We start from the raw sequence: 23,843 nt of genomic DNA, 5'->3' as shown, positions 1-23,843 counted from the left end.
TCCTGCAGAGCCCGCGCTGCGCCTCGGTCCGCCCCGCGCCCGCGGGGATCGTCCGCTTGCTGGCGGCCTGAAAGCTCTCGCCGACATGTCCGCCCCGCGCCTGCGGGGATCGTCCGGCGCTGCCCTGGCCCGGCCCGTCCCGGCCGGGGTCCGCCCCGCGCACGCGGGGATCGTCCGGTGTAGCCCTCGTCCAGGTAGCGTTCCAGCCAGTCCGCCCCGCGCCCGCGGGGATCGTCCGCCGTCCGCGCGATCGAGCAGCGGCTGATCCACGTCCGCCCCGCGCCCGCGGGGATCGTCCACCGCCTGATCCCTCGCGGGTGCGGGGATCGTCCGCACGGCCAGTCCGTGCCCGAGGCCGAGGGCAAGTCCGCCCCGCGCCGCGGGGGATCGTCCGCGGGACGCCCCCGGGTCCCAGCTCCGATCGCTGTCCCCCCCGCGCCCGCGGGGATCGTCCGGGCGAGGACGCCCCGATCAAGGCCGACGACCAGTCTGCCCCGCGCCCGCAGGGATCGTCCCACACTGAGACGCGGACCCACCCGCACCATGAAGTCTGCCCCGCGCCCGCGGGGATCGTCCCCGGCCGGCCGGGCCGCTCGTCGGGGAGCTGCAGTCTGCCCCGCGCCCGCGGGGATCGTCCCGAGGAGATCGCGCCGTGGACGATCGAGAAGGTGTCTGCCCCGCGCCCGCGGGGATCGTCCCCACCACGAGCACCAGGACGCCGAGCCCCAGGAGTCTGCCCCGCGCCCGCGGGGATCGTCCCGGCTGGCCGAGCAGATGGCCACCGATGCCAAGGTCTGCCCCGCGCCCGCGGGGATCGTCCCGCCGTCGGCACCTCCTCGGGCGTCACAGCGAGGTCTGCCCCGCGCCCGCGGGGATCGTCCCCTGGAGTTCCAGACCTACGTCCCCACCGACCGGTCTGCCCCGCGCCCGCGGGGATCGTCCCCTGGAGTTCCAGACCTACGTCCCCACCGACCGGTCTGCCCCGCGCCCGCGGGGATCGTCCCACCGCCTCGCCCATGCCCGGACGAGCCTGGCCGTCTGCCCCGCGCCCGCGGGGATCGTCCCCCGATCAAGTTCGCGACCGGCGGTGTCCTGGAGTCTGCCCCGCGCCCGCGGGAATCGTCCCGTCATCGAGGACGTTGCCTCGCGGGTCCGCTAGTCTGCCCCGCGCCCGCGGGGATCGTCCCCTCGTGGTCCAGGGCGACCCGATCACCACCTGGTCTGCCCCGCGCCCGCGGGGATCGTCCAGTTGCGGGTGTATTCGCGGTGGAACTTGTCGCGTCTGCCCCGCGCCCGCGGGGATCGTCCCCGCCTGGCGGCCCTCCAACTCCCCATCCCCGGGTCTGCCCCGCGCCCGCGGGGATCGTCCCGCTACGTCAACCCGCCGCCGCCCCGGCCGGTGGTCTGCCCCGCGCCCGCGGGGATCGTCCCCCGGCGCCGCCGCGCCCGGCGGCCCGGCCGGTGGTCTGTCCCGCGCCCGCGGGGATCGTCCGCTCGGGAAGCACGGCCTGGCGCTCCGCGACGAGTCTGCCCCGCGCCCGCGGGGATCGTCCTGGCGCCATTCGCCGCACCCCTCACCGCCACCAGTCTGCCCCGCGCCCGCGGGGATCGTCCCATCATCCCGGACCACCGGCCGCCCGTCGCGGCGTCTGCCCCGCGCCCGCGGGGATCGTCCGTGCCCGGACTGCCGGTGGGAAGCCGACCCGGAGTCTGCCCCGCGCCCGCGGGGATCGTCCGCCAGCACGCCATCGTTTGCGAGCACACCCAGCGTCTGCCCCGCGCCCGCGGGGATCGTCCCACCACGTCCGCACCCCGCGCGGCCTCGGCGGCGTCTGCCCCGCGCCCGCGGGGATCGTCCGAGCTTCGAGGCGTACTGCCGGGAGCGCTGGACGTCTGCCCCGCGCCCGCGGGGATCGTCCGAAGATTTCCTTGGGGAACTTCGGCTCGTTCATGTCTGCCCCGCGCCCGCGGGATCGTCCGTACTTCCGGGTTGTCCAGGACTCCCGGAAGGAGTCTGCCCCGCGCCCGCGGGGATCGTCCGACGTCATGTTCCGCTTCGCTGCCCTCGCAGATGTCTGCCCCGCGCCCGCGGGGACCGTCCGGCCGAGTGGGTCGCCTGGGCGGTCGCCAACGGGTCTGCCCCGCGCCCCCGGGGATCGTCCCTGGCACCGGATGCTGACCGCCGGCCCGGTGCCACCTGCCCCGCGCCCGCGGGGATCGTCCCGACTGCGCCCACGGCGCCGCCACCTCCTTCACGTCTGCCCCGCGCCCGCGGGGATCGTCCTCGACTGGACGGCGTCCGGGATCGACAGGCCCTGTCTGCCCCGCGCCCGCGGGGATCGTCCTGTGACGACGCGACCCACCAGCCGCCCGGCGCGGTCTGCCCCGCGCCCGGGGGGATCGTCCTGCTCGGACCGCTCGATCACCGGTTGCGAGGCCGTCTGCCCCGCGCCCGCGGGGATCGTCCTCCTTCAACACGTTCTGCGCAGCACCGACCAAGGTCTGCCTCGCGCCCGGGGGATGCTCCCTGGCTGAACTAGATCCTCAACCAGATCGGCGCGTCGCCCCGCGCCCGCAGGGATGGATGGTCTGCAGTGGGACGGTGTCACCTCCGCCGGCGTCACGTCGGCCTCGCGGTTGTGCGAGGAGGACTCGTCGTTGGCGATCGAAGGTACAACGAAGGGCGCCCGGAAATGGGTTGGCTGTCGAGACGAATCCGGGCGGTGGCGCTCGCACTGCTGCGGAAGCGGTCGTTGTGGTGGCGTTCGACCAAAGTTAGCCGCGTGCGCTCGGCACTTGGTTCTCGTTGCGCACGGTGCCCCATTTGACCGGTCAAACCGAAAAACGTGCATGCGCGGCCTGATGCTTGCGGGTCAGCGCTTTGGTTAGGAGTAGATTTTGCGATCGCCGCCGACCGGTACCGGCGATTGGTCACTGCTGATGTCAACTGGATGCCTCGCAGTCATGGCTGTCGGAAGACTGCGTACTCCTCGCGCCGGTTGAGAAGGTGAGACATCCGCGTTTACGTCATAGTGGAGATTCCGCTCCTTCGAGCTCTCCAGGTAGGCCGGGACGCCCTCGGCGTCGCAGCGGTCCAGCCGGGAGCGCAGCAGCGCCCCGCCGAGCCCGTTGCCCTGCGCGGGCGGATCGGTGCCGAGCACCGCCAGGTACCAGTGCGGCTCCGGCGGATGGTGCTTCTCGATCTCGCCGAGGGCGCGCAGCGCCGCCGGCACCCGGCGGCCGAGCGCGCGCAGCAGCGGCCCGGCCTGCGCCGCCTGGGCGCGCGCGGGGACGCGCCAGAGCCCCGGCGGGTCCCACAGCGCGGCGGCCTCCACGTCCGGTCCGCGGCCCGCCGCCTCGGTGCCCTCGTGCCGCAGGTGCACGTGCCGCAGCAGGATGCCGAACACGCCGGTCAGCCGGCGGACGCGGGACGCCTCGTCGGGCAGGATCCAGCGCCAGACCGGGTCGTCGTCGAACGCGCGCCCGAGCACCGCGGCGATCGCGGCGGCGTCGGCGCCGCCCGCCGCGCGGACGAGCGGGGAGGGCTGGGACTGGGACGTCATGGCGCGGCCTCCTCGGGACGCGCCGATCCTCGCCGGGGCCCGGCGCCCCCGTCAAGACGCGCAGGACCGGCGAGGGCCGGAGGCGGTCAGTGGCGGCGGCCGCGGCGCCCGCGGCGGCCGCTGCGCTCCTCGCGGGCCCGGCTCAGCTCCTCCAGGACCAGCGTGGCGCCGATCCCGATCAGCCAGGAGTCCTTGGCGAGCGGGATCCCCTGCTGCGTGGGGCGCAGCCCCTCGCGCATGCCGGGCAGCCGCAGGTAGAGGCCGATGAGCCCGCCCGCGAACGCGGTGAGCGCCCCGCCCGCCAGCAGCGTCGGGACCAGCGGGGTGACCAGCGCGGTGCCGAGCGCCACCTCGGTCGCGCCGAGGTTGCGGGTGAACTCGCCCTTGTCCTGCGACTCCAGGAACGGGTAGGCGGTCTTGGCGGTCCCGTGGATGTAGTCGGCCGTCCCCTCGTCGCCCTTGAGCTTCGACAGGCCCGAGTTCAGCACGAACGCGCCCACGATCAGCCGGACGGGCATCTGGTGCGCGCGAGCAAGAAAACGCATCGTTCCCCATAACGATCGGGAGATTCAGGGCGCAGGGATCATTCCCGCGCGTCGCCCGCTACACCTGAAGCCGCGGTCAAGTCTCGGCCACGGCTCGTCGTCCTCCGCCGCTCAGGACGCGAGGCGGTCCTCCGTGAAGCGCTCGGCGGCGGCACGCAGCGCCTCGACGCACGCCTCGACGGCCGGGCCCGCGGCCCCGGTCCGCCACGCCACGTAGATCTTGCGGCGCACGACCGGGCGGGTGGCGAGCATCCGGACGCCGGCGGGCACGGGGTCGCGGCCGAGCCGGGGGATCATCGCGGCGGCCAGCCCGGCGGCGACGAACGCCAGCTGGGTGGGGTAGTCGGCCACGTTGCAGGCGATGTCGGGGTCGACGTTGTGCTCGCGCAGCGTCTGGACGATCTGCTTCTCGCAGGTCCCGCCGGCCGTCCAGGCCGCCCACCGCAGGCCGCGCAGCTCGTGCAGGTCGACGGTGCGACGGCGGGCGAGCGGGTGCGCGGCCGGGAGCGCCAGGTCGATGACGTCGGAGGACAGCAGGACGTTCGACACCGAGGCGGGGAACGGGGTCGGCAGCGTGTCCCAGCTCTCCACCATCGCCACGTCGAGGTCGCCGCGCGCCAGGGCGGGCAGCACGTTCTCCGTCTCGCCCTCCCGGAGGGTGGGGGACAGGCCGGGGTGCCGCTCGCGCAGCGCGGCGAGCGCGGGCGGCAGCACCGACCGGGCGGCGGTGACGAACGCGCCGAGCCGGACCGGCCCGGTCACGTCCGCGCGCAGCCCGTCCAGCTCGGCGGCGGCCGCCGACAGCTGCGCGAGCACCCGCCCGGCGTGCTCCGCCAGGACCCGGCCCGCGCGGGTGAGGCGCACGCCGCGCCCCCGCGGTTCGAGCAGCCTGTGGCCGGTCTCGCGTTCCAGCTTGGCCAGCTGCTGCGAGACGCCGGACGGCGTCACGTGCATCGCCTCGGCCGCCGCCGCGATCGATCCGTGCACCGAGACCGCGTGCAGGGCCCGGAGCCGTTCCAGGTTCATCGTCACGGTAGAGATGCTACCGATTTCCGCTAAAGAACATTCGCTTGTGCTAATTGATCGTGCGCGGCAGCGTGGAGGGCGTGCGAAGGATCGACCCGCGTCTGCTCGCGATCGCCGGGGCCGTGTTCATCTCCGTCTCCGCGATCCTGTTCCGGCTGTCCGGCGTCTCGTCGGGGACGGCCGCGTTCTTCCGCTGCGCGCTCGCGCTGCCGGTGCTGGCGCCGCTCGCCCTGTGGGAGCGGCGCCGCGCCGGGCCGCGCCGGCGCGGGGCGGTGGACGTCGCGGCCGGGCTCCTGCTGGGCGCCGACCTCGTGCTGTGGGGCGCGTCGATCGACCGGGTCGGCGCCGGGATCGCGACCGTCCTGGTGAACGTGCAGGTCGTGGTGGTGCCGCTGCTGGCGCTGGCGGTCTTCGGCGAGCGCCCGTCCCGGCCGTTCGCGCTCGCCGTCCCGGTGATGCTCGGCGGGGTGGCGCTCGCCGGCGGGGTCGCCGAGCACGGGACGGGCACGGACCCGGCCGCCGGGATCGCGTTCGGGGTGGGCGCCGGCGCCGCCTACGCGGGCTACCTGTTCCTCACGCGCGTCGCCGGGCGGGGGCAGGAGCACCGGGCGCAGCCCGTCCTGCTGTCGACCTGCGGCGCCGGCGCCATGGCGGTCGTGATCGGCGCGCCGTGGCAGGGCGTCGACCTCGCGCCCGGCTGGGCCGCGCTCGGCTGGCTCGCCGCGCTGGCCGTGACGGGCCAGGTCTGCGGGTGGATGCTCATCGGCGCCGCGCTGCCCCGGCTGCGCGCCGAGGAGGGCGGGACGCTGCTGCTCCTGCAGCCGGTCCTCGCCGTCGTGTTCGGCGCGGCGGTCCTCGGCGAGCGCCCCGGGATCTCGCAGGTCGCGGGCTGCGCGCTCGTCCTCGCGGCGGTCCGCCTGGCCGGACGCCCCCGCGCGGCAACGGCGCTGCACCACGCGCGGTTTGGTGTGGACGGTGGGAGGTGATGGTGGGCGTATGAGCCCGCTTCGCACCGGAGGAGGCCGCGATGACCAAGCGACTCGTCGTCTGCTGCGACGGCACGTGGAACGTCGCCGACCAGGCCACCGCGGGGCGGCCTTCCCCGACCAACATCACCAAGATCGCTCTGTCCGTCGCCCCGGAGGACTCCGCGGGGGTGGAGCAGCGGGTCTACTACCACAGCGGTGTCGGGACCACCCGGTGGGAGCGCCTGCGCGGGGGCGCGTTCGGCCTGGGGCTCGCCGGGAACGTCTTCGACGCGTACCGCTTCCTCATCGACAACTACGACGCCGGTGACGACCTGTTCCTCTTCGGTTTCAGCCGGGGCGCGTACACCGCCCGCAGCCTTGCCGGACTGATCCGCAACTGCGGCGTCCTGCGCGGGGAGAACGCCGACCGCGTCCAGGAGGCCTGGGAGCTGTACCGGAATTCGGCCGAGATGCCGTCCGGGGTGGCTTCGGCGCTGTTCCGCCAGGCGTACTCGTATGATCCGCGCATCCGGTTCCTCGGGATGTTCGACACGGTCGGCGCCCTGGGCGTCCCGGCGATGGGGCCGCGATGGCTCAGGCCGCTGGTCAGGCGGCTCAACCACCGCTGGGAGTTCCATGACACCAGGCTCAGCTCCCGGGTCGACGGCGCGTTCCAGGCGCTGGCGATCGACGAGCGCCGGGAGGCCTTCGAGCCCGCGCTCTGGCATCAGAGACCGGGCGTCGACGGCCAGGAGATGAGGCAGGTCTGGTTCAGCGGGGCGCACTGCGACGTCGGCGGCGGCTACCCCGACGCGTCCCTCTCCGACATCGCCCTGCTCTGGATGGCCGACCGGGCGCGGGCCTACGGCCTCCGGTTCCGTCCGGGCGCATTCGGTCCCGACGGCCCTGCGGACATGACTCCGAGCACGAGCACCCTGTTCAGGGTGGCGCCGGACATGACGGCCCGTCCGCATGACTCGATGACGGGGTTCTACCGCCTGATGGCGGCCGTGGACCGGCCGATCGGCAAGTGCGCCGACAGCCGGTCCCACCGACTCGACGGGAACGAGTACGTCGCCTCGACGGCCAAGGAGCACTTCGAGGAGGACTTTACGTACAGGCCGCCCCAGCTGGCGGAATACCTGAGCTCGAACGGTCGCGTCGAACCCGTGGCGGGCATCCTGGACGGAGCCGCCGGCCGAGCGAAGGGGCAGGCCCGGGAGGCGAAGGCTCGCCGGTGACCGCTCGGCCTGATCGAATGGGTACGGTTCGTCGGTGTGACGACTCCGCCGCCGGCGCCCCCGCCCGCTCCCGAATGGGAGGCCGAACACGAGGTGACGGAGGAGGCGGCCGCCGCGCTGGTCGGCGCCCGGTTCCCCGGTCTCGCGGGCGCCCCGGTGGAGGCGCTCGCCACCGGCTGGGACAACACGGTCTTCCTGGTCGGCGGCGAGTGGGCGTTCCGCTTTCCCCGCAGGCGGATCGCCGTCCCCGGCGTCGAGCGCGAGATCGCGGTGCTCCCCGCGATCGCCCCGCGCCTGCCGCTGCCGATCCCCGAGCCGTGCTTCATCGCGGGGCCGTCGAAGGAGTTCCCCTGGCCGTTCTGGGGCGCGCGGATGATTCCCGGACGCGAGCTCGCCGAGGTCAGGCCTCCGGACGAGGACCGGGCGGCCCTCGCGGAAGGCGTCGGCGCCTTCCTCCGCGCGCTGCACGACCCGGCGCTCGCCGCGGAGGCGGGGGAGGGGCTGCCGCTCGACCCGATGAAGCGGGCGGACCCCGCCGTCCGCGCCGCGCGGACGCACCCGCGGCTGGACTCGCTGGTCCGCCTCGGCGTCTGGGAGCGGGACGCCGCCGTCATGGACCTCCTCGCCGGCGCGCGGCGGCAGGACGCGCCGGACGGCGGACCGGTGATCGTCCACGGGGACCTGCACGTCCGGCACCTGCTGCTCGACCGGGACGGGCGGGCCGCCGGGGTGATCGACTGGGGCGACCTGTGCCGGGCGGACCCGGCCGTCGACCTGTCGATCGCCTACGCCGGATTCGCCGGCCCCGCCCGCGCCGCGCTGCTCGCCGCGTACGGTCCCGTCCCGCCGGAGCGGGAGGCCGCCGCCCGTGTGCTGGCGCTGAACCTCAGCGCGACGCTCGCCGAGTGGGCAGCGTCCACCGGACGCGCGGCCCTGCTCGCCGAGGCGCTGGCCGGCATCGGCCGCGCCGTCGCGGACTGAGCGGGCGTCCGAGCGGGCCGCCGGGCGGGCCGCCGGGCGGGCGGCCGGGCGGGCCTCAGACCCGCATGTACACGCGGATGGCGGTGCCTTCGGGACCGGTGTACACACGGACGAGGTCCGCGAGGTGGTTGACCAGCAGGATCCCGCGCCCGCCGAACGGGCTCATCGCCGCCGGGCGGCGCCCGGCGAGCGGGTCGTCGATGGTGCCGGCGTCGCTGACCTCGCAGACGACCTGCCCGTCCTCGGACCAGATCCGCGCCGTCCCCTTCCCGCCGCCGTGCAGGCAGGAGTTGGCGGCCAGCTCGTGCACGGCCACCTCGAGGTCCCCCGCCGGGTCCGGCGCGAGGCCGAGGTGCCGCGCCCAGTGGCAGGTGAACTCGCGGACGCGGGGCAGCGCGTCCAGGTCGAAGCTCATCCGCGCGGCGTCGGACGGCTCGGGGAGCGGCAGGTTGTAGGACTCGATGACGCGGCCGGGCGCGTAGTCCTCGCTGGCCCGCGCGCCGTCCCGGTCGATGACGACCGGGTGGGTGGCCCGGGCGTCGGAGATCACGGCGTCGTCCAGGCCCGCCACGTCGTAGGGGCACAGGATGGAGACCTCGCGGCCGGCGAAGGCCAGGTTGATCAGCGCCTCGTGCTGGGCGCAGGCGGGGTACTCGGTGTCGGTCCGGCCGGGCCAGATCGGCTCCCCGATGATCCGGACGCGCCCGGCGGGGTGCCGGTCGGCGAACGCGCGGAGCACGCCGGGGATGATCCGGCCCGGGTTGCGGCCCGCCTCGGTCATGTCCAGCCATTGGACGCCGTCGGCGGCGGCGCCGAGCGCGGCGCGCAGCACGCCGAGCTGCGGCCCGGGGACGGCGACGGCTACCGGTTCGCCGGCGTCGAGGCCGTCGCGGAGGAACGGGACGGTCCCGGCGAGGTACTCCTCCTCCCCCCGGTAGAAGAGGGCGGGATGGACGAACGGATCCCCCGGTGGCGCGTCGTCCGGATCCATGTCGTCGGGGCCCCCAAGCCGTCAGTGAACGCCGTTCATCCCACGGTTACCCGTGAACGAGCAGGTGAAAACGGGGTGAATCATCTCATAGCGCTCGCTGGCGGAGGAGGGCGGCGTCCACCACATCGGTGAGCCGGCCCCTGCGGCGGTACGCGGCGCGCTGCCGCTCCGCGCCCGTCCCGCCGGTCATCAGCCGCCGCACGCCGGCCGCGACCCGGTCCAGGTCGCCGCTGTCGCGCAGCGCCGGCAGGACGTGCGCGAGCAGGTCCCCGGCCAGCTCGCGGAACGCCGCCGGGCGGCCCGTGCACACGTCCACGCCGTCGCCCGCCAGCCCGTCGCGGGCCGCCAGCCAGTACGCCGCGCGCAGCATCTCCTGCGGCGGATCGGGCGGGGGCTCCCCGGCCTCCACGGCGCGCACCGACATCTCCACCAGCGCGCGGATCAGCGCCGCGAACACCGACGCGTCCGCCGCGGTCGGCGCGACGTCGCCCAGCCGCACCTCGACCGTGGGCAGCCGCGCCGACGGCCGGACGTCCCAGAAGATGGTGCCGGTGTCCATCAGCGCGCCGCAGCCCAGCAGCGTGCCGACGAGCTCCTCGTAGTGCGCGTACGACTCGAAGTACGGCGGCGGCCCCGCGACCGGCCAGCGCGCCCACGTCATGACCCGCCAGCACGCGTGCCCGGTGTCGCGGCCCGCCCAGTACGGCGAGTTGGCCGCCAGCGCCAGCAGCGTCGGCAGCCAGGGCCGCAGATGGTTGCTGACCGCCACGGCCCGCTCCCGGTCGGGCATCTCGATGTGGACGTGGCAGGAGCAGATGCTCTGCTCGTCGTCCAGCGCCCGGTAGACCGCGAGGCTCTCGGCGTAGCGGGCGCCCGCGCCGATCGGCGCGGGCACGAGGTCGCCGAGCACGGGCGTGCCGGTCGCGGCCAGCCGCACCCCCTCGGCGGCCGCGGCGCCCGCCATCGCGGCGCGCATCGCCTCGACCTGCTCCTCCAGCTTGTCGAGGTCGTCGCAGGGCGGGGTCTTCGCCTCGGCCAGGAAGTCGACCAGTTCGGTGGAGGCGCGCTCGCCGAGCGCCCGCTCCGCGCGCCGCACCACGGCGGCGGCACGGGGGACGACCTCCCGGGAACCGGGATCGACGACGAAGTACTCCTCCTCGATTCCCATTCGCAGGGCCATCCCACCACCTCGGGGTCGGGGGCTCGCAGGCGGCCGTGTCACTTCGACGGTACGTTCTCGCGGCCCGCTTCGCACCCGCCGGAGGTGGCCGCTCCCGGGACCGGATTCCTCTTGACCCTCTTTTGACCCGCCGCTCAGCGGGCAGTGCCGAGGGGGAGAGACCGCGCAACGGCGAAGGAAGGTGGTCCGGATGACCGGCTCGACCTCGGTCGGCGTGCTCGTGCTGGTGCTGGCGATCGCGGCCCTGGTGCTCGTCGGCCTGATCTACTTCGGCGGGCGGAGGAGGGGCCCGCACAACGGGCTGGACAGGGACCGCCGCTGACCGGCCCGGCGGACCGGGCCGGCCGGACGGGTCGGACGGGGCAGACGGGTCGGACGGGGCTTCAGGGGCCCTTGTCGACGAAGTACATCGACAGGGCGATGATGTGGGTCACCACCACGACGCCGATGCCGAAGAAGAACAGCATCTTCGCGGGCCCGTGGGGGAACACGGTCCCGGGCTTCAGCGGCCCGCGCTCGCGCTGGCGGGCCGCGATCCGCTCCTCGATGGGCGGCCGCCCGAACACGGCTACTGGCGCGGGTCGTCGACGACGACGTCGGTCATGATGTCGACCGCGAGGGCGATGATCCCGCCGATCACGGCGACCGCGGCGCCCGCCCCGAAGACGATCCAGTCGGGGCCCATGACGATGCCCACGCCGCCGATGACGAAACCGACGAAGATGATGGCCACGGCGATCCAGGACTTCGGGCGTCCGGCGTGGCTGCCAGTCGACATGCGCAGTCTTCTCTTTCCGCGTTCGGTGGGGGACGGAGACCCGTCGTGATCGGGTCCTCGACGCCGAACTCTAGCAACGACCGGCCCGCCGGCCCGCAGCGGGGCCGCGGCGCGCCGACCGGCTCCGGTCCGGACGCGGCGCGGCGCCGGCCGGAGCGGTGGCGCGCCGTCACACGAACGCGCCGTGGCCCGTCGCCGCGCGGCCGACGATCAGCGTGTTGATCTCCCGGGTGCCCTCGTAGGAGTAGAGCGCCTCGGCGTCGGCGACGAACCGCCCGATGCCGTAGTCGAGGACGATCCCGTTGCCCGCCATCAGCTCGCGGCCCCAGCCGACCGCCTCGCGCATCCGGCTGGTGCAGTAGGCCTTGGCGAGCGCCGAGTGCTCGTCGCGGTAGAGCCCCTCGTCCTGGAGCTGCGCCAGCCGCACCACCATGCCGAGCGAGGCCGTCGCGTTCCCGAGCATCCTGACCAGCAGGTCCTGGACGAGCTGGAACTTGGCGATCGGCCGCCCGAACTGCTCGCGCCCCACCGCGTAGTCGCGGGCGATCCCGTACGCGGCGAGCATCACGCCGACCGCCTGCCAGGCGACGCCGCTGCGGGTGCGGCGCAGGATCGCGGCGGTGTCCTTGAAGCCCTTCGCGCCGGGCAGCCGGTCGGACTCGGGGACCACGCAGTCCTCGAACGCCAGGTCCGCGTTCTGCACGGTGCGCAGCGCGATCTTGTTCTCGATGCGGGTCGCGGTGAAGCCGGGCGCGTCCTTGCCGACGACGAACCCCTTCACCTGGTCGTCGGCCTCGTCCCTGGCCCACACCACGACCAGGTCGGCGAACGTGCCGTTGCCGATCCACCGCTTGGCGCCGTTCAGCACCCACGAGTCGCCGTCGCGCCGGGCGGTGGTGCGCAGCCCCAGCGCGACGTCGGAGCCGCCCTCGGGCTCGGTCAGCGCGAACGCGCCGATCTTCTCCATCCGCGCCATGGCGGGCAGCCACCGCTCGCGCTGCTCCGGCGACCCGCAGCGGCCGATGCTGCCCATCGCCAGCCCGGTGTGCACGCCGAAGAACGTGGCCATGGACGGGTCGACGCGCGCCATGTCCATGGCCAGGAACCCGCTGAGCAGGCTGCTCGGCCTCTCCCCGGGGCACTCGTCGTGGGCGAGCCCCGCGATGCCCAGCTCGCCGTACCCGGGGACGAGGTCGAAGGGGAACTCGGCCCGGTTCCAGCAGTCGTCGGCGATCGGCGCGACCTTGGACTCCAGGAAGGCGCGCACGCGCTCGACGATCTCCTTCTCGCGCTCGTCGAGCAGGTCCTGCATGTGGTAGAGGTCACCCGGCAGCGCATCCAACGTCATGCGGGTGCCTCTTCCCCGTGCCCCGACCGCTAACCGGCGGCGGATCCGGGCCTCCCGGCGGTTCTGGTGACCGGGACCCGGTCTCGGACGCGTTGTAGGCGTGCGCTTACCATCCAGGGCATGACGGTGCCGCCTGAAGAACTCGAACTGGCCGCCGCCTTCCCCCCGGCCGAGCGGGACCGGTGGCGGGAGATGGTGAAGGGGGTGCTGCGCAAGTCCGGCGCGGCGACCGAGGAGACCCCTCTCGGCGAGATCGAGTCCCTGCTGACCCGCGAGACCTACGACGGAGTGCCGGTCGCCGCGCTCTACACGCGCGACGACGCCCCGCCCGGACGGCCCGGGCTCGCCCCCTACGTCCGCGAGGTGCGGCCCGACGGCGAGGGCCTCGCCGGCTGGGACGTCCGGCAGCAGCACGCCCACTCGGACCCGGCCGTGACGCGCGAGGCGGTCCTCGCCGACCTGGAGAACGGCGCCACCTCGGTGTGGCTGCGGCTCGGCGAGGGCGGGACGCCCGTCGCCGCGCTGCCGGAGGTGCTGCGCGGCGTCCTGCTCGACCTGGCGCCCGTCGTGCTGGACGCGGGAGAGCGGACGGCGGAGGCCGCCGAGGCGTTCCTCGCGCTGGTCGCCGAGCGCGGGAACGGGCCGGACGCGTCGGGCAACCTCGGCGCCGACCCCCTCGGCCTCCAGGCCCGCACCGGTACCGCCGGGTCCCTGGACGAGGCGGCGGCGCTGGCCGTCCGGTGCGCCCGGGAGTTCCCGAGGCTGCGCGCGGTCGTCGCGGACGGCACCCCGTACCACGACGCGGGCGGCGGGGACGCCGAGGAACTGGGCGCCGTGGCCGCCGCCGGCGTCGCCTACCTGCGCGCCCTCACCGGCGCCGGGCTGGGCGTGGACGAGGCGTTCGGGCAGATCGAGTTCCGGGTGGCGGTGAGCGCCGACCAGTTCTCCTCGATCGCCAAGCTCCGCGCCCTGCGCCGGCTGTGGGCCCGGATCGCCGAGGTCAGCGGCGCCGCGGAGGGGACGTCCGCGCGGATCCACGCGGTCACCTCGTCGGCGATGATGACGCGCCGCGACCCGTGGGTGAACATGCTGCGCACCACCGTCGCGGCGTTCGCCGCCGGGGTCGGCGGCGCCGACGCCGTCACCGTCCAGCCGTTCGACGCGCGGCTCGGCCTGCCCGACGACTTCGCCCGCCGCATCGCCCGCAACACCCAGACGCTGCTGCTGGAGGAGTCGAGCCTCGCCCGCGTCGTCGACCCCGCCGGCGGCTCCTGGTACGCCGAGAGCCTCACCGAGGGCCTCGCGCAGGCCGCCTGGGCCTGGTTCACCGAGATCGAGAAGGCCGGCGGCCTCGCCGCCGCCCTCGGCTCCGGCCTCGTCGCCGACCGGCTCGCCGCGACCTGGGCGCGCCGCCGCAAGGACCTCGCCCGCCGCAAGGCCCCGCTGACCGGCGTCAGCGAGTTCCCGAACCTCGCCGAGACGCTGCCCGAGCGCGACGCCGCCCCCGCCCGTCCCGGCGGCGGGCTCCCCGTCGTCACGTACGCGCAGGACTTCGAGGCGCTCCGCGACCGGTCCGACGCGCACGCCGAGGCCACCGGCGCCCGCCCGAAGGTGTTCCTCGCCACGCTCGGCCCCATCGCCGTCCACACCGCGCGGGCGTCGTTCGCCGCGAACCTGTTCCAGGCCGGCGGCATCGAGACGGTCGCCGGTCCGCCCGAGGAGTTCGCGGCGTCCGGGACGACCGTCGCCTGCATCTGCTCCAGCGACAAGCTGTACGAGGAGCAGGCCGCCGAAGCGGCGCGCGTCCTGAAGGACGCCGGTGCGGTGAAGGTCTGGCTCGCGGGTAAGGGAACCTACGAGGGGGTCGACGCCCGCGTGCACGCCGGATGCGACGCGATCGAGGCGCTGGAGACCACCCTGCACGATCTGGGAGTGAACGAATGATCCCCGACTTCACCGAGATCGACCTCGGGACGGCGCCCCCCGCCGACGCGACCGCCAAGCGGTGGCGCGCCGCCGTCGCCGACGCCACCGGCAAGGACCCCGAGGCCCACACCTGGGACACCCCGGAGGGCATCGGCGTCCCGCCGCTGTACACCGCCGACGACCTCGCCGGGCTCGACTTCCTCGGCACCCTGCCCGGCATCGCCCCGTACCTGCGCGGCCCGTACCCGGCGATGTACGCCACCCAGCCGTGGACGATCCGCCAGTACGCCGGGTTCTCCACCGCCGAGGAGTCCAACGCCTTCTACCGGCGCAACCTCGCCGCCGGGCAGAAGGGCCTGTCGGTCGCGTTCGACCTCGCCACCCACCGCGGCTACGACTCCGACCACCCGCGCGTGGCCGGCGACGTCGGCATGGCGGGCGTCGCGATCGACTCGATCTACGACATGCGGCAGCTCTTCGACGGCATCCCGCTCGACCGGATGAGCGTGTCGATGACCATGAACGGCGCGGTGCTGCCCGTCCTGGCGCTGTACATCGCCGCGGCCGAGGAGCAGGGGGTGAAGCCGGAGGGCCTCGCGGGGACCATCCAGAACGACATCCTCAAGGAGTTCATGGTCCGCAACACCTACATCTACCCGCCGGCGCCGTCGATGCGGATCATCTCCGACATCTTCGCGTACACCTCGCAGCGGATGCCGAAGTACAACTCCATCTCGATCTCCGGCTACCACATCCAGGAGGCCGGGGCCACCGCCGACCTGGAGCTGGCCTACACCCTCGCCGACGGCGTGGAGTACATCCGCGCGGGCCGCGAGGCGGGCCTGGACATCGACGCGTTCGCGCCGCGCCTGTCGTTCTTCTGGGCGATCGGCATGAACTTCTTCATGGAGGTCGCCAAGCTGCGCGCCGCCCGCCTGCTGTGGGCGAAGCTGGTGAAGCAGTTCGACCCGAAGAACCCCAAGTCGCTGTCGCTGCGGACGCACTCGCAGACGTCCGGCTGGTCGCTGACCGCGCAGGACGTGTTCAACAACGTCGCCCGCACCTGCGTCGAGGCGATGGCCGCCACGCAGGGCCACACCCAGTCGCTGCACACCAACGCGCTGGACGAGGCCCTCGCGCTGCCGACCGACTTCTCCGCCCGCATCGCCCGCAACACCCAGCTGCTGCTCCAGCAGGAGTCCGGGACGACCCGGACGATCGACCCGTGGGGCGGCAGCACCTACGTCGAGCGCCTCACCTACGACCTCGCCCGCCGCGCCTGGGGCCACATCGCCGAGGTCGAGAAGGCCGGCGGGATGGCCAAGGCGATCGACGAGGGCCTGCCGAAGCTGCGCATCGAGGAGGCGGCGGCCCGCACCCAGGCCCGCATCGACTCCGGCCGCCAGCCCGTCATCGGCGTCAACAAGTACCGTCCGGACGTCGAGGAGCGGATCGAGGTCCTCAAGGTCGACAACGCCGCCGTCCGCGCCCAGCAGATCGAGAAGCTGCGGCGGCTGCGCGAGGAGCGCGACGAGTCCGCCACACAGGCGGCGCTCGGGGCGATCACCGCCGCGGCCGAGGCCGCCGAGAACGGCACCCGCCCGTCCGACCTGAGCCACAACCTGCTGGCCCTCGCCATCGACGCCGCCCGCGCCAAGGCGACCGTCGGTGAGATCTCCGACGCGCTGGAGAGGGCGTACGGGCGGCACGCCGCGCAGATCCGTACGATCTCCGGCGTGTACCGGGAAGAGGCGGGGAAGGTGTCGAGCATCGAGAAGGCGCGCGCCGCGACCGCCGCGTTCGAGCAGGAGGAGGGCCGCCGGCCCCGCATCCTCGTCGCGAAGATGGGCCAGGACGGCCACGACCGCGGCCAGAAGGTGATCGCGACCGGCTTCGCCGACCTCGGCTTCGACGTCGACGTGGGCCCGCTGTTCCAGACGCCGGGCGAGGTCGCCCGGCAGGCGGTCGAGGCCGACGTGCACATCGTCGGCGTCAACTCCCTCGCCGCCGGGCACCTCACGCTGGTGCCCGCGCTGCGCGAGGAGCTGGCCGCGCTCGGCCGCGACGACATCATGATCGTCGTCGGCGGCGTCATCCCGCCGCAGGACTTCGACGAGCTGCGCGCCGCCGGCGCCGCCGCGATCTTCCCGCCCGGCACCGTGCTCGCCGACGCGGCGATCGGCCTGCTGGACGAGCTGACCGCGAAGCTGGGGCACTCGGCGCGGTGAGGCCGGCCCTGGAGGACTACGTCTCCGGGGTCCGGGACGGGTCGCGGGCGTGGATCGCGCGGGCGATCACGCTCGTCGAGTCGGCCCGTCCCGACCACCGGGAGCTGGCGCAGCGGCTGCTGGTCGAGCTGACCCCGCACACCGGGGACGCCCGCCGCGTCGGGATCACCGGCGTGCCGGGCGTCGGCAAGTCCACGTTCATCGACGCGCTCGGCACGAAGCTGACGGGGGAGGGGCACAAGGTCGCGGTGCTGGCCGTCGACCCGTCCTCGACCCGCACCGGCGGCAGCATCCTCGGCGACAAGACCCGCATGCAGCGCCTCGCGGCCGACCCGGACGCCTTCATCCGCCCCTCCCCGACGGCCGGGACGCTCGGCGGCGTCGCCAAGGCCACCCGCGAGGCGATGGTCGTGATGGAGGCCGCCGGGTACGGCGTCGTCCTCGTCGAGACGGTCGGGGTCGGGCAGTCCGAGACGACGGTCGCCGAGATGGTCGACTCGTTCCTGTTTCTCACCCTCGCCCGCACCGGCGACCAGCTCCAGGGCATCAAGAAGGGCGTCCTGGAGCTGGCCGACGTCATCGCCGTCAATAAGGCCGACGGCGACCACAGGATGGAGGCCAAGCGGGCCGCCCGCGAGCTGTCCGGGGCGTTGCGGCTGCTGCGCAGCGACGAGCGCGCCCGCGCCACCCCCGTGCTCACCTGCAGCGCGCGGGAGGGCACCGGCCTCGACGAGGTGTGGGACGAGATCGTCGGGCACCAGGAGCGGCTCCGCGAGTCCGGCGAGCTGGAGGCGCGGCGGCGCCGCCAGCAGGTCGGCTGGACGTGGGCGATGGTCCGCGAGCGGCTGCTCGGCGAGCTGCACGCCCACCCCGCCGTCCGCGACATCGCGCCCGGCCTGGAGAAGGGCGTCGCGGACGGGACGCTCACCCCGGCGCTCGCCGCCGAGCGGATCCTCGAGGTGTTCTCGCGCGGCTGCTGAGGGGCCTTCCAGACGTCCGAAATCCCGGGTTGCCCGGGCTCCCGGTCGCGGCGGACGGGGATCAGGTACAACAGTCGGATGGACGTCATCGCGCTCGATGATCCGACGGACGCGCAGATCCGGGAGTGGCACGCCGTGCTGTCCGCCGTGCACGCCGCCGGTCCGGCGGGGGAGCCCGCGCCGGAGCCGGAGCAGACGGCCGAGCGGCTCCTCGGCGGCGATCCGGGCTCGCGGCAGCGGCTGTGGGCGGTCACCGGCGGCCGGGGCGCGGCCGGCGGCGGGGGACTGGCCGGCGTCGCGGCGCTGCGGCTGCCCGGCGAGCCGGGCGCGGACCGTCCCGCCGAGATCGACATCCAGGTCCGGCCCCGGGACCGGCGCCGCGGCGTCGGCCGCCGGCTGCTCGCGGCCGCCGCCGAGGGCCTGCGCGCCGACGGCCGCACCAGCGTGATCGCGCAGGTCCACGCGGGCACCCCGGCGGTGCCGTTCCTGGAGTCGCACGGCTTCGAGTGCGTGCTGGTGCTGCGCGGCATGCTGCTGCGGCTGGACGAGGTCCCGCCGGAGCGCATCGCCCGGCTGGTCGCGGCGGGCCCGCCGGGCTACCGGCTGATCCGCTGGCGGGGCGTCGTCCCCGACGAGCACGCCACCGCCCTCGCGCACGCCAAGTACGCCATGGCCGACCTCGCCGAGTACGAGGGCGCCCCCTGGGACGCGCACCGCGTCCGCGAGACGGCCGAGGTGGTCGCCAAGCGCGGGGACGACCTCTACACCGTCGCCGCCCTCGACGCGTCCGGCACGGTCGTGGCCGGCTTCACCGAGGTCGTCGTCCCGCACGACGCCGCCGGCCGGGCCGCCCAGTACGACACCGCCGTCGCCCCCGAGCACCGCGGCCGCCGCCTCGGCATCTGGGTCAAGGCCGCGATGCTCGAGTGGCTCGTGGCGGAGCGCCCCGAGGTCCGCGAGATCGAGACCGACAACTCGGGCGACAACGAGCACATGCTCGCGGTCAACGAGGAGCTCGGCTTCCGGGTCGAGCGCGAGTCCCTGGAGTACCAGGCGCCGACCCACGCCCTCCCCTGATCCCGCCCAGAGGGCCGTCCGGCCGCGCCTTGTCCACAGAATCCTGTTCTGGTTCCGTCCGCCACCGTCGGCGGCCACGCTGAGACCCCGGGCGCGGCAGGGGGCCGCGCCCGCGGAACGGGGGAGGCGGGCCCATGGGCGGGCGGTTCGTGCTGGAGGTCCCGGCGTCGGTGACCACGCGGTTCCTGGTGGCGACCCAGGAGAGGACGCTCCCCGGGCCCGGCCGCCTCCCGGACTCCCTCGGCGGCGGAGCGCTCGCGCGCGAGGCCGCCGCGATGCTCGCGTCCGCCGTCCTCGCCGTCGAACCCGTCACGCGCCCGTCCGCCGACCTGAAGGCCCGCTTCCACCGGCTCGCCGCACCGCACGGCCGGCTCGGGGCGGTCGTCGCCGCCCGCCGGCACATCGCGGTCACCGCCGAGGGCCCGCCCGCGGGGCAGCCGCGGTCCGCGCAGGCCGCCCGGCTCGCCGCCCGCGCCCTCGCCGCCGCCGTCGGCGGCACCGTCGCCGACCTGGACTCCCGGCAGATCCTCGCCGGCACGCCACCGGACGCGGAACCGGACGCGGAACCGGAGCGGTTCGCCCTCGGCCGCGGCTGGGTGTCGGTCTTCGTCACGCTCGACCCCGGCGACGGTGCCCGCGCCCGCATCGACACGGCCGGCCTGCACCGCTTCGGCCTGCCGGAGGTCGCCGCGCGGCACGTGCCGTACGCGAGCGTCCTCGCGGCCGCCCACCTCGTCCGCGGGCTGGCCTGGCAACTGGTCGCCGAGCAGACCGCGTGGCTCGGCCGGGGCCACCGCGACCGCACCCGCGCCACCCGCCGGGAACGCGCCGTGTCCGCCGCCGACGTGCTGCGCTTCTGGGGCGCCGGGCCGCCCCGCCGCGCTCGCGGCGGCGCGGAGTCCGTCGCCGTCCGCCTCGGCTGGACCGGCACCGACTGCCCCGACTGCGCCGCCGCCATCGAGGCCGTCCCGCCCGTCCGCGTGCCGTCCGGCCTGCCGGTCTCCGGTGCGTCCGGCCCGGTCCGGTGCGCGTCGCCCCCGCACGCCGGCCCCGCCGAGGACGCATGGTGGCGCGCGGCGGCGGAGGCGATGCCGAAGATCGCCCGAGCCGCCCCCGCCCCGTCCGGCCGGCCCCGCGCCCTCCGGCACCGGCGGGCGGCCTGAAGCGGGCGGGAAAAACCGTTGCCTTTGCGGGGCGTGCGTCGGCATTCTGATGGAGGCTTCCGGGAAATGCCCGGAAACCGGAGAATTTCCGGAACATTGTCTCGTAGTTCAACGGCAGAACGCCGCACTGTTAATGCGGATATCCAGGTTCGAATCCTGGCGGGACAGCGGCCCGGGGTGGGAGGTGACCCGGTGAACGTGCTCGTCCTGAACGCGTCGTACGAGCCTTTACAAAAGGTCGACCTGCGGCACGCCATCCGCATGCTGGTCCGCGAGGTGGCGGTCGTCGAGGAGGCGGAGGAGGGCCGGACCATCGGCCGCTTCCCGGTGCCGCGGGTGCTGAGGCTCGTCCGGTACGTCGCGATGCGGTGGCGGTACGGCCGCCGGCCGCCGTGGAGCAAGCGCGGCGTCTACCTGCGCGATCGGGGCCGGTGCGGCTACTGCGGGCAGCGCGGCAACACGATCGACCACGTCCACCCGCAGTCGCGCGGCGGCGGGAACACCTGGGAGAACACCGTCCTGGCCTGCGGCCGCTGCAACAACCGCAAGGCGGACCGGACGCCCCGCGAGGCCGGGCTGCGGCTGCGCTGGGAGCCGCGGGCCCCGCGCTGGGAGGACCTCGTCGGGACCTGAGGGGAGGCCGCCGGACCCCGTCCGGCGGCACGGGGGAGGGGCCGGATCGCCTGCGGGCGGTCCGGCCCTCTTCGCCGTTGTCCGTGGTGTCCGCGTCACCCAGTGTGCTTGCCCGAATGTCGGAGGGTTTGTGGTGATTGTGGTAGCGTGCCCGCCAATCTCCGACCCTCTGTTATCCGGGAGTGATCTGTGGCGGCCTTCGGTCCCTTCGGCAGGACGGCGCGCCCGGCCGGCGGGCGCCGGGCGGCGCGGCGGCTCGCGGTGGTCGTCCTCGCGGCCGGGATGTCGGCGGCGCTCCCCCCGGCCGCCGGCGGCGCCGCCCGCGTGCCCGCCGAGCCGAAGAAGGACCTCGCGAAGGAGTACGCGAAGCTCAAGAAGCGCGCGGACACGCTGTCCAAGCAGTACCGCGGCGAGCTGGTCTCCCTCGAGGAGGCGAAGAAGGCCGCCGAGCGGGCGGGCGCCGACGCCGCCCGGGCCGACCGGGAGTACGGCGCGGCGAGGCTCTCCGTCGCCCGCATCGCCTCCACCAGCTACATGACCGGACGGCTCGACGTCATCCCGATCGTCACCTCCGGGGACCCGTCGTCGGCGCTGCGCGACGCGTCGGTGGTCGAGCACATCAGCCAGGACAACGGGCGCCGCGTCGAGAGCCTCGAGCAGCTGAACGCCAAGGCGTCGCAGTCGCACCGGGCGGCGCAGGCGAAGCTGGACGAGGTGCGCAAGGAGATCGACGACCTGGAGGGCCAGCGCGCCCGCGTCAAGAAGCTGCTCGCCAAGTACAAGCCCGAGACGCCGAAGGCCCCGGCGGGCGGCGGGAAGCCCGACGGCGTCTCCGGGAGCAAGTCGCCGATCGTGGGCAACTCCATGACCGCGCGGATGCGGACCGCCCTGCTGGCGATCGACGGGAAGTTCGGGCCGTTCCCCACCATCGGCTGCTCGCGCCCCGGCGACCCGCAGGACCACGGCTCCGGCACCGCCTGCGACTTCATGGAGAGCACCGGCGGGAAGATGCCGAGCGCGTCCGCCCAGGCGCACGGCGACCGCGTCGCCCAGTACGTGATCGACAACGCGTCCCGGCTCGGCATCAAGTACGTGATCTGGCGGCAGCGCATCTACGACATGCGCGGCAGCGGCGGATGGCGCCAGATGGAGGACCGCGGCAGCGTCACCCAGAACCACTACGACCACGTCCACGTGTCCGTGCTGTGACACGCTCACCGCATGGGCTATGACGTCGAGGAGCCGTACGGGCCGCTGATCGAGACGACGATCCGGGTCGCGACCTGGAACGTCTGGGACCGCTACGGCCCCTACCGGGAGCGCGAGGCGGCGATCGTCGCGGCCCTCCGCGAAGCGGCGCCCGACGTGCTCGTCCTCGTCGAGGCGTGGGAGGACGGGGACGACTCGCTCGCGGCGCGCCTCGGCGAGCCGCTCGGCCTCCCGCACGCGGTCTTCGGCGGATCCGGCTCCGGGGCCGTGCCGGGCGCCCGCTCGGGGGTCGCGGTCCTGTCGCGCTGGCCGCAGGAGCGGACGGGCGAGCGCCCGCTCGGCGACCCGGGCGGCACCGACGGCGGCCTCACCGTCTCGGCCGAGGTCCGGGGCCCGCGCGGTCCCGTCCACGTGTTCGGCGTCGCGCTGGGCTACAAGCTCGGGCACAGCGGGCAGCGGCAGGAGCAGGTCCGCGACCTCGCCGCGTACGTGCGCGAGACGGCGGGACGCGACGCGCCGGCGGTGGTCGCGGGCGACTTCAACGCCGACCCCGGCTCGGACGAGATCCGCATGCTCACCGGCCGCGCCGCCGTGGGCGCGCCCGGCGTCGTCTTCTACGACGCGTGGGAGACGGCGGGCGACGGAACGCCCGGCCACACCTGGAGCAACGCCAACCCCTGGACGCGGCCCGTCCTGTGGCCGGACCGCCGCATCGACCACATCTTCTCGGCGTGGCCCCGCGCGGGCGGCGCGGGCCATCCGGTGCACTGCGCGCTGCTGGGCGTCGAACCGGTGGACGGCGTCGTCGCGTCCGACCACTACGGCGTGCTGGCCGACCTCCGCTACTGACCGGCCGTCACTCCGGGCGGGTGCCGACGACGGCGCCCTCGTCGGCCGACCGGAGGGCGGCCTCGATGACCTCCAGCCCCGTGATCGCGTCGGCGAGGGTGACCGGCGGGGGCGCCTCGCCGCGCAGCGTGCGCGCCACCGCCGCGTAGAACTCGTGGTAGGCGCCGGGGGCGGTCGGCTCCGGGCGCTCGTCGCCGGGCGTGCCGACCAGGCCGTACGACTCGGGCGGCGCGATGCCGTAGCCGGGGTCCTTCGGCGTGAGGCCGGCGCGCAGCGCCTCCTCCTGCCCGTCCATCCCGCTCACCGTGTACGCGGCGCGGTCGCCGAGGACGCGGAACCGCGGCCCGAGCTGCGCGGCGGTCGCGCTCATCCAGAGGTGGGAGCGGGTCCCGCCGCGGTGCTCCAGCGCCACGAACACGTCGTCGGGCGCCGCGGCGCCGCGCCGCCGCGTGTCGATCTCGGCGTAGACCCGGTCGGGGCGGCCGAACAGCGCGACCGCCTGGTCGATCAGGTGGGAGCCGAGGTCGTAGAGGATGCCGCCGGCGTCGCGCGGGTCCGCGCTCTCCTTCCAGCCGGACCTCACCTCGGGCCGCCACCGCTCGAACCGGGACTCGAACCGCAGCAGCCCGCCGAGCGCGCCGGAGCCGGCCAGCCGCAGCACGGTCCGGTAGTCGCCGTCCCAGCGCCGGTTGTGGAACGGGATCACCGGCAGCCCCCGGACGGCGCTCAGCGCGGCGAGGGACCGGGCGTCCGCCGCCGTCGCCGCGACCGGCTTGTCCACGACGACCGGGAGCCCCGAGGTCAGCGCGGTGCGGGCGAGCGGGACGTGCTGCCGGTTCGGGGCGGCGACCACCACCAGGTCGTAGCCGCCGGCCGCCTCCCACAGCCGGTCCGGGCTGGCGAGGACGGTCGTCTCCGGGTAGCGCTCGGCGACGGCCCGCTGCCGCTCCGGGTTCCCCGTGACGACCGCGGCGAGCCGCATCCCCGGCACCGAGGAGATCAGGGGAGCGTGGAACACCGAGCCCCCGGTGCCGTATCCGATCAGCGCTGCACGCAGGTCCATGCGACGATCATTGCCGATGCGGTCCCGGCCGCGGGGCGCCGGGGTGCCGGCCGGCCGGTGCGGGCGGGACGCGGCCGGGCCACGTAGGCTTTTG

The 23,843-nt window shown here is 74.9% G+C and carries 21 protein-coding genes, 1 tRNA gene and 1 CRISPR repeat array (1 of these 23 running past the window's edge); of the genes, 13 read left to right on the top strand and 9 right to left on the bottom strand.

Annotation, left to right across the window (positions count from 1 at the left end; genetic code table 11):
* Positions 1 to 2,528: a CRISPR direct-repeat array (repeat unit 24 nt; unit sequence GCCCCGCGCCCGCGGGGATCGTCC); it reaches 1,126 nt to the left of the window's first position.
* Between the two features lie 357 nt (positions 2,529 to 2,885).
* The 3 genes from amrb99_RS08005 to amrb99_RS07995 form a co-directional block, all read right to left on the bottom strand.
* Positions 2,886 to 3,563: a GNAT family N-acetyltransferase gene (locus amrb99_RS08005; protein ID WP_190854130.1), complete on the bottom strand. Its 678-nt coding sequence runs from the start codon at positions 3,561 to 3,563 to the stop codon at positions 2,886 to 2,888.
* Positions 3,564 to 3,649: 86 nt separating this feature from the next.
* Entirely contained in the window at positions 3,650 to 4,108 is a 459-nt protein-coding gene (locus tag amrb99_RS08000; protein WP_190854128.1) for a hypothetical protein, read from the bottom strand.
* Positions 4,109 to 4,219: 111 nt separating this feature from the next.
* Positions 4,220 to 5,134: a LysR family transcriptional regulator gene (locus amrb99_RS07995; RefSeq protein ID WP_190854444.1), complete on the bottom strand. Its 915-nt coding sequence runs from the start codon at positions 5,132 to 5,134 to the stop codon at positions 4,220 to 4,222.
* An 80-nt stretch (positions 5,135 to 5,214) separates the two neighbouring features.
* Here amrb99_RS07995 and amrb99_RS07990 point away from each other — a divergent pair, with 80 nt between their 5' ends.
* The 3 genes from amrb99_RS07990 to amrb99_RS07980 are packed head-to-tail and all read left to right on the top strand — an operon-like array spanning position 5,215 to position 8,324.
* Positions 5,215 to 6,120 (top strand): DMT family transporter, encoded by a 906-nt coding sequence (locus amrb99_RS07990; RefSeq protein WP_347256586.1) that lies wholly within the window; start codon positions 5,215 to 5,217, stop codon positions 6,118 to 6,120.
* Between the two features lie 41 nt (positions 6,121 to 6,161).
* Positions 6,162 to 7,343, top strand: coding sequence for a DUF2235 domain-containing protein (locus amrb99_RS07985; protein ID WP_190854124.1), 1,182 nt, complete (start codon positions 6,162 to 6,164; stop codon positions 7,341 to 7,343).
* Between the two features lie 36 nt (positions 7,344 to 7,379).
* Complete coding sequence (locus amrb99_RS07980; protein WP_190854122.1) at positions 7,380 to 8,324, top strand: phosphotransferase; 945 nt, start codon at positions 7,380 to 7,382, stop codon at positions 8,322 to 8,324.
* A gap of 55 nt (positions 8,325 to 8,379) precedes the next feature.
* Here the strand turns inward: amrb99_RS07980 and amrb99_RS07975 are convergent, their stop codons facing one another.
* A complete protein-coding gene (locus amrb99_RS07975; RefSeq protein ID WP_190854120.1) occupies positions 8,380 to 9,315 on the bottom strand; it encodes a sensor histidine kinase in 936 nt (311 codons plus the stop codon).
* An 85-nt stretch (positions 9,316 to 9,400) separates the two neighbouring features.
* Positions 9,401 to 10,495 carry a glutamate--cysteine ligase gene (locus amrb99_RS07970; RefSeq protein WP_190854118.1) on the bottom strand — a complete coding sequence of 365 codons (1,095 nt, stop codon included), beginning with the start codon at positions 10,493 to 10,495 and terminating at the stop codon, positions 9,401 to 9,403.
* A gap of 190 nt (positions 10,496 to 10,685) precedes the next feature.
* Between amrb99_RS07970 and amrb99_RS52260 the strand changes: the two genes are divergently transcribed.
* Positions 10,686 to 10,817, top strand: coding sequence for a hypothetical protein (locus amrb99_RS52260; RefSeq protein WP_277819865.1), 132 nt, complete (start codon positions 10,686 to 10,688; stop codon positions 10,815 to 10,817).
* Between the two features lie 61 nt (positions 10,818 to 10,878).
* Here amrb99_RS52260 and amrb99_RS07965 read toward each other — a convergent pair whose 3' ends face one another.
* From amrb99_RS07965 to amrb99_RS07955, 3 genes are all read right to left on the bottom strand, one after another.
* Positions 10,879 to 11,061, bottom strand: a complete 183-nt coding sequence (locus amrb99_RS07965) for a hypothetical protein (RefSeq protein ID WP_173091808.1) — start codon at positions 11,059 to 11,061, stop codon at positions 10,879 to 10,881.
* Between the two features lie 2 nt (positions 11,062 to 11,063).
* Positions 11,064 to 11,273 (bottom strand): HGxxPAAW family protein, encoded by a 210-nt coding sequence (locus amrb99_RS07960; RefSeq protein ID WP_151542630.1) that lies wholly within the window; start codon positions 11,271 to 11,273, stop codon positions 11,064 to 11,066.
* Positions 11,274 to 11,442: 169 nt separating this feature from the next.
* Positions 11,443 to 12,621, bottom strand: a complete 1,179-nt coding sequence (locus amrb99_RS07955; protein WP_190854115.1) for an acyl-CoA dehydrogenase family protein — start codon at positions 12,619 to 12,621, stop codon at positions 11,443 to 11,445.
* Positions 12,622 to 12,741: 120 nt separating this feature from the next.
* Here amrb99_RS07955 and amrb99_RS07950 point away from each other — a divergent pair, with 120 nt between their 5' ends.
* From amrb99_RS07950 to amrb99_RS07910, 9 genes are all read left to right on the top strand, one after another.
* Positions 12,742 to 14,565, top strand: coding sequence for a methylmalonyl-CoA mutase subunit beta (locus amrb99_RS07950; RefSeq protein ID WP_190854113.1), 1,824 nt, complete (start codon positions 12,742 to 12,744; stop codon positions 14,563 to 14,565).
* Complete coding sequence (gene scpA / locus amrb99_RS07945; protein ID WP_190854111.1) at positions 14,562 to 16,775, top strand: methylmalonyl-CoA mutase; 2,214 nt, start codon at positions 14,562 to 14,564, stop codon at positions 16,773 to 16,775. The genes amrb99_RS07950 and scpA overlap by 4 nt, the downstream gene beginning before the upstream one ends.
* On the top strand, positions 16,772 to 17,755 hold the full coding sequence (meaB, locus tag amrb99_RS07940) for a methylmalonyl Co-A mutase-associated GTPase MeaB (RefSeq protein ID WP_190854108.1): 984 nt from the start codon (positions 16,772 to 16,774) through the stop codon (positions 17,753 to 17,755). Before scpA ends, meaB begins: the two co-directional genes overlap by 4 nt.
* A gap of 78 nt (positions 17,756 to 17,833) precedes the next feature.
* Positions 17,834 to 18,832, top strand: coding sequence for a GNAT family protein (locus tag amrb99_RS07935; protein ID WP_190854106.1), 999 nt, complete (start codon positions 17,834 to 17,836; stop codon positions 18,830 to 18,832).
* Between the two features lie 134 nt (positions 18,833 to 18,966).
* The gene (locus tag amrb99_RS07930; protein WP_190854104.1) at positions 18,967 to 19,995 is read left to right on the top strand and encodes a hypothetical protein; all 1,029 of its coding nucleotides are present in this window, start codon (positions 18,967 to 18,969) and stop codon (positions 19,993 to 19,995) included.
* 97 nt (positions 19,996 to 20,092) lie between these two features.
* Positions 20,093 to 20,163 (top strand) — tRNA-Asn (locus tag amrb99_RS07925).
* A gap of 24 nt (positions 20,164 to 20,187) precedes the next feature.
* Positions 20,188 to 20,628, top strand: coding sequence for an HNH endonuclease (locus amrb99_RS07920; RefSeq protein ID WP_190854101.1), 441 nt, complete (start codon positions 20,188 to 20,190; stop codon positions 20,626 to 20,628).
* Positions 20,629 to 20,817: 189 nt separating this feature from the next.
* On the top strand, positions 20,818 to 21,837 hold the full coding sequence (locus tag amrb99_RS07915; RefSeq protein ID WP_347256585.1) for a hypothetical protein: 1,020 nt from the start codon (positions 20,818 to 20,820) through the stop codon (positions 21,835 to 21,837).
* 12 nt (positions 21,838 to 21,849) lie between these two features.
* Positions 21,850 to 22,686: an endonuclease/exonuclease/phosphatase family protein gene (locus tag amrb99_RS07910; RefSeq protein ID WP_190854099.1), complete on the top strand. Its 837-nt coding sequence runs from the start codon at positions 21,850 to 21,852 to the stop codon at positions 22,684 to 22,686.
* A gap of 7 nt (positions 22,687 to 22,693) precedes the next feature.
* On the opposite strand, the gene amrb99_RS07905 is transcribed toward amrb99_RS07910, so the two are convergent.
* The gene (locus amrb99_RS07905) at positions 22,694 to 23,749 is read right to left on the bottom strand and encodes a Gfo/Idh/MocA family oxidoreductase (RefSeq protein WP_190854097.1); all 1,056 of its coding nucleotides are present in this window, start codon (positions 23,747 to 23,749) and stop codon (positions 22,694 to 22,696) included.
* Positions 23,750 to 23,843 lie beyond the last annotated feature (94 nt).

Source organism: Actinomadura sp. RB99 (assembly GCF_014706005.1).
In the GTDB taxonomy this organism is placed as follows: domain Bacteria; phylum Actinomycetota; class Actinomycetes; order Streptosporangiales; family Streptosporangiaceae; genus Spirillospora.
The sequence above is the reverse complement of the archived record's forward strand: the minus strand, read 5'-3'. Positions and strand labels throughout refer to the sequence as shown.

Bases quoted from the DNA above. Each gene is read 5' to 3' on its own strand.
- amrb99_RS52260 (WP_277819865.1), top strand. From the start codon at position 10,686: ATGACCGGCTCGACCTCGGTCGGCGTGCTCGTGCTGGTGCTGGCGATC.
- amrb99_RS07995 (WP_190854444.1), bottom strand. From the start codon at position 5,134: ATGAACCTGGAACGGCTCCGGGCCCTGCACGCGGTCTCGGTGCACGGA.
- amrb99_RS07935 (WP_190854106.1), top strand. From the start codon at position 17,834: ATGGACGTCATCGCGCTCGATGATCCGACGGACGCGCAGATCCGGGAG.
- amrb99_RS07970 (WP_190854118.1), bottom strand. From the start codon at position 10,495: ATGGCCCTGCGAATGGGAATCGAGGAGGAGTACTTCGTCGTCGATCCC.
- amrb99_RS08000 (WP_190854128.1), bottom strand. From the start codon at position 4,108: ATGCGTTTTCTTGCTCGCGCGCACCAGATGCCCGTCCGGCTGATCGTG.
- amrb99_RS07955 (WP_190854115.1), bottom strand. From the start codon at position 12,621: ATGACGTTGGATGCGCTGCCGGGTGACCTCTACCACATGCAGGACCTG.
- amrb99_RS07930 (WP_190854104.1), top strand. From the start codon at position 18,967: ATGGGCGGGCGGTTCGTGCTGGAGGTCCCGGCGTCGGTGACCACGCGG.
- amrb99_RS07975 (WP_190854120.1), bottom strand. From the start codon at position 9,315: ATGGATCCGGACGACGCGCCACCGGGGGATCCGTTCGTCCATCCCGCC.
- amrb99_RS08005 (WP_190854130.1), bottom strand. From the start codon at position 3,563: ATGACGTCCCAGTCCCAGCCCTCCCCGCTCGTCCGCGCGGCGGGCGGC.
- amrb99_RS07950 (WP_190854113.1), top strand. From the start codon at position 12,742: ATGACGGTGCCGCCTGAAGAACTCGAACTGGCCGCCGCCTTCCCCCCG.
- amrb99_RS07960 (WP_151542630.1), bottom strand. From the start codon at position 11,273: ATGTCGACTGGCAGCCACGCCGGACGCCCGAAGTCCTGGATCGCCGTG.
- amrb99_RS07905 (WP_190854097.1), bottom strand. From the start codon at position 23,749: ATGGACCTGCGTGCAGCGCTGATCGGATACGGCACCGGGGGCTCGGTG.
- amrb99_RS07910 (WP_190854099.1), top strand. From the start codon at position 21,850: ATGGGCTATGACGTCGAGGAGCCGTACGGGCCGCTGATCGAGACGACG.
- scpA (WP_190854111.1), top strand. From the start codon at position 14,562: ATGATCCCCGACTTCACCGAGATCGACCTCGGGACGGCGCCCCCCGCC.
- amrb99_RS07985 (WP_190854124.1), top strand. From the start codon at position 6,162: ATGACCAAGCGACTCGTCGTCTGCTGCGACGGCACGTGGAACGTCGCC.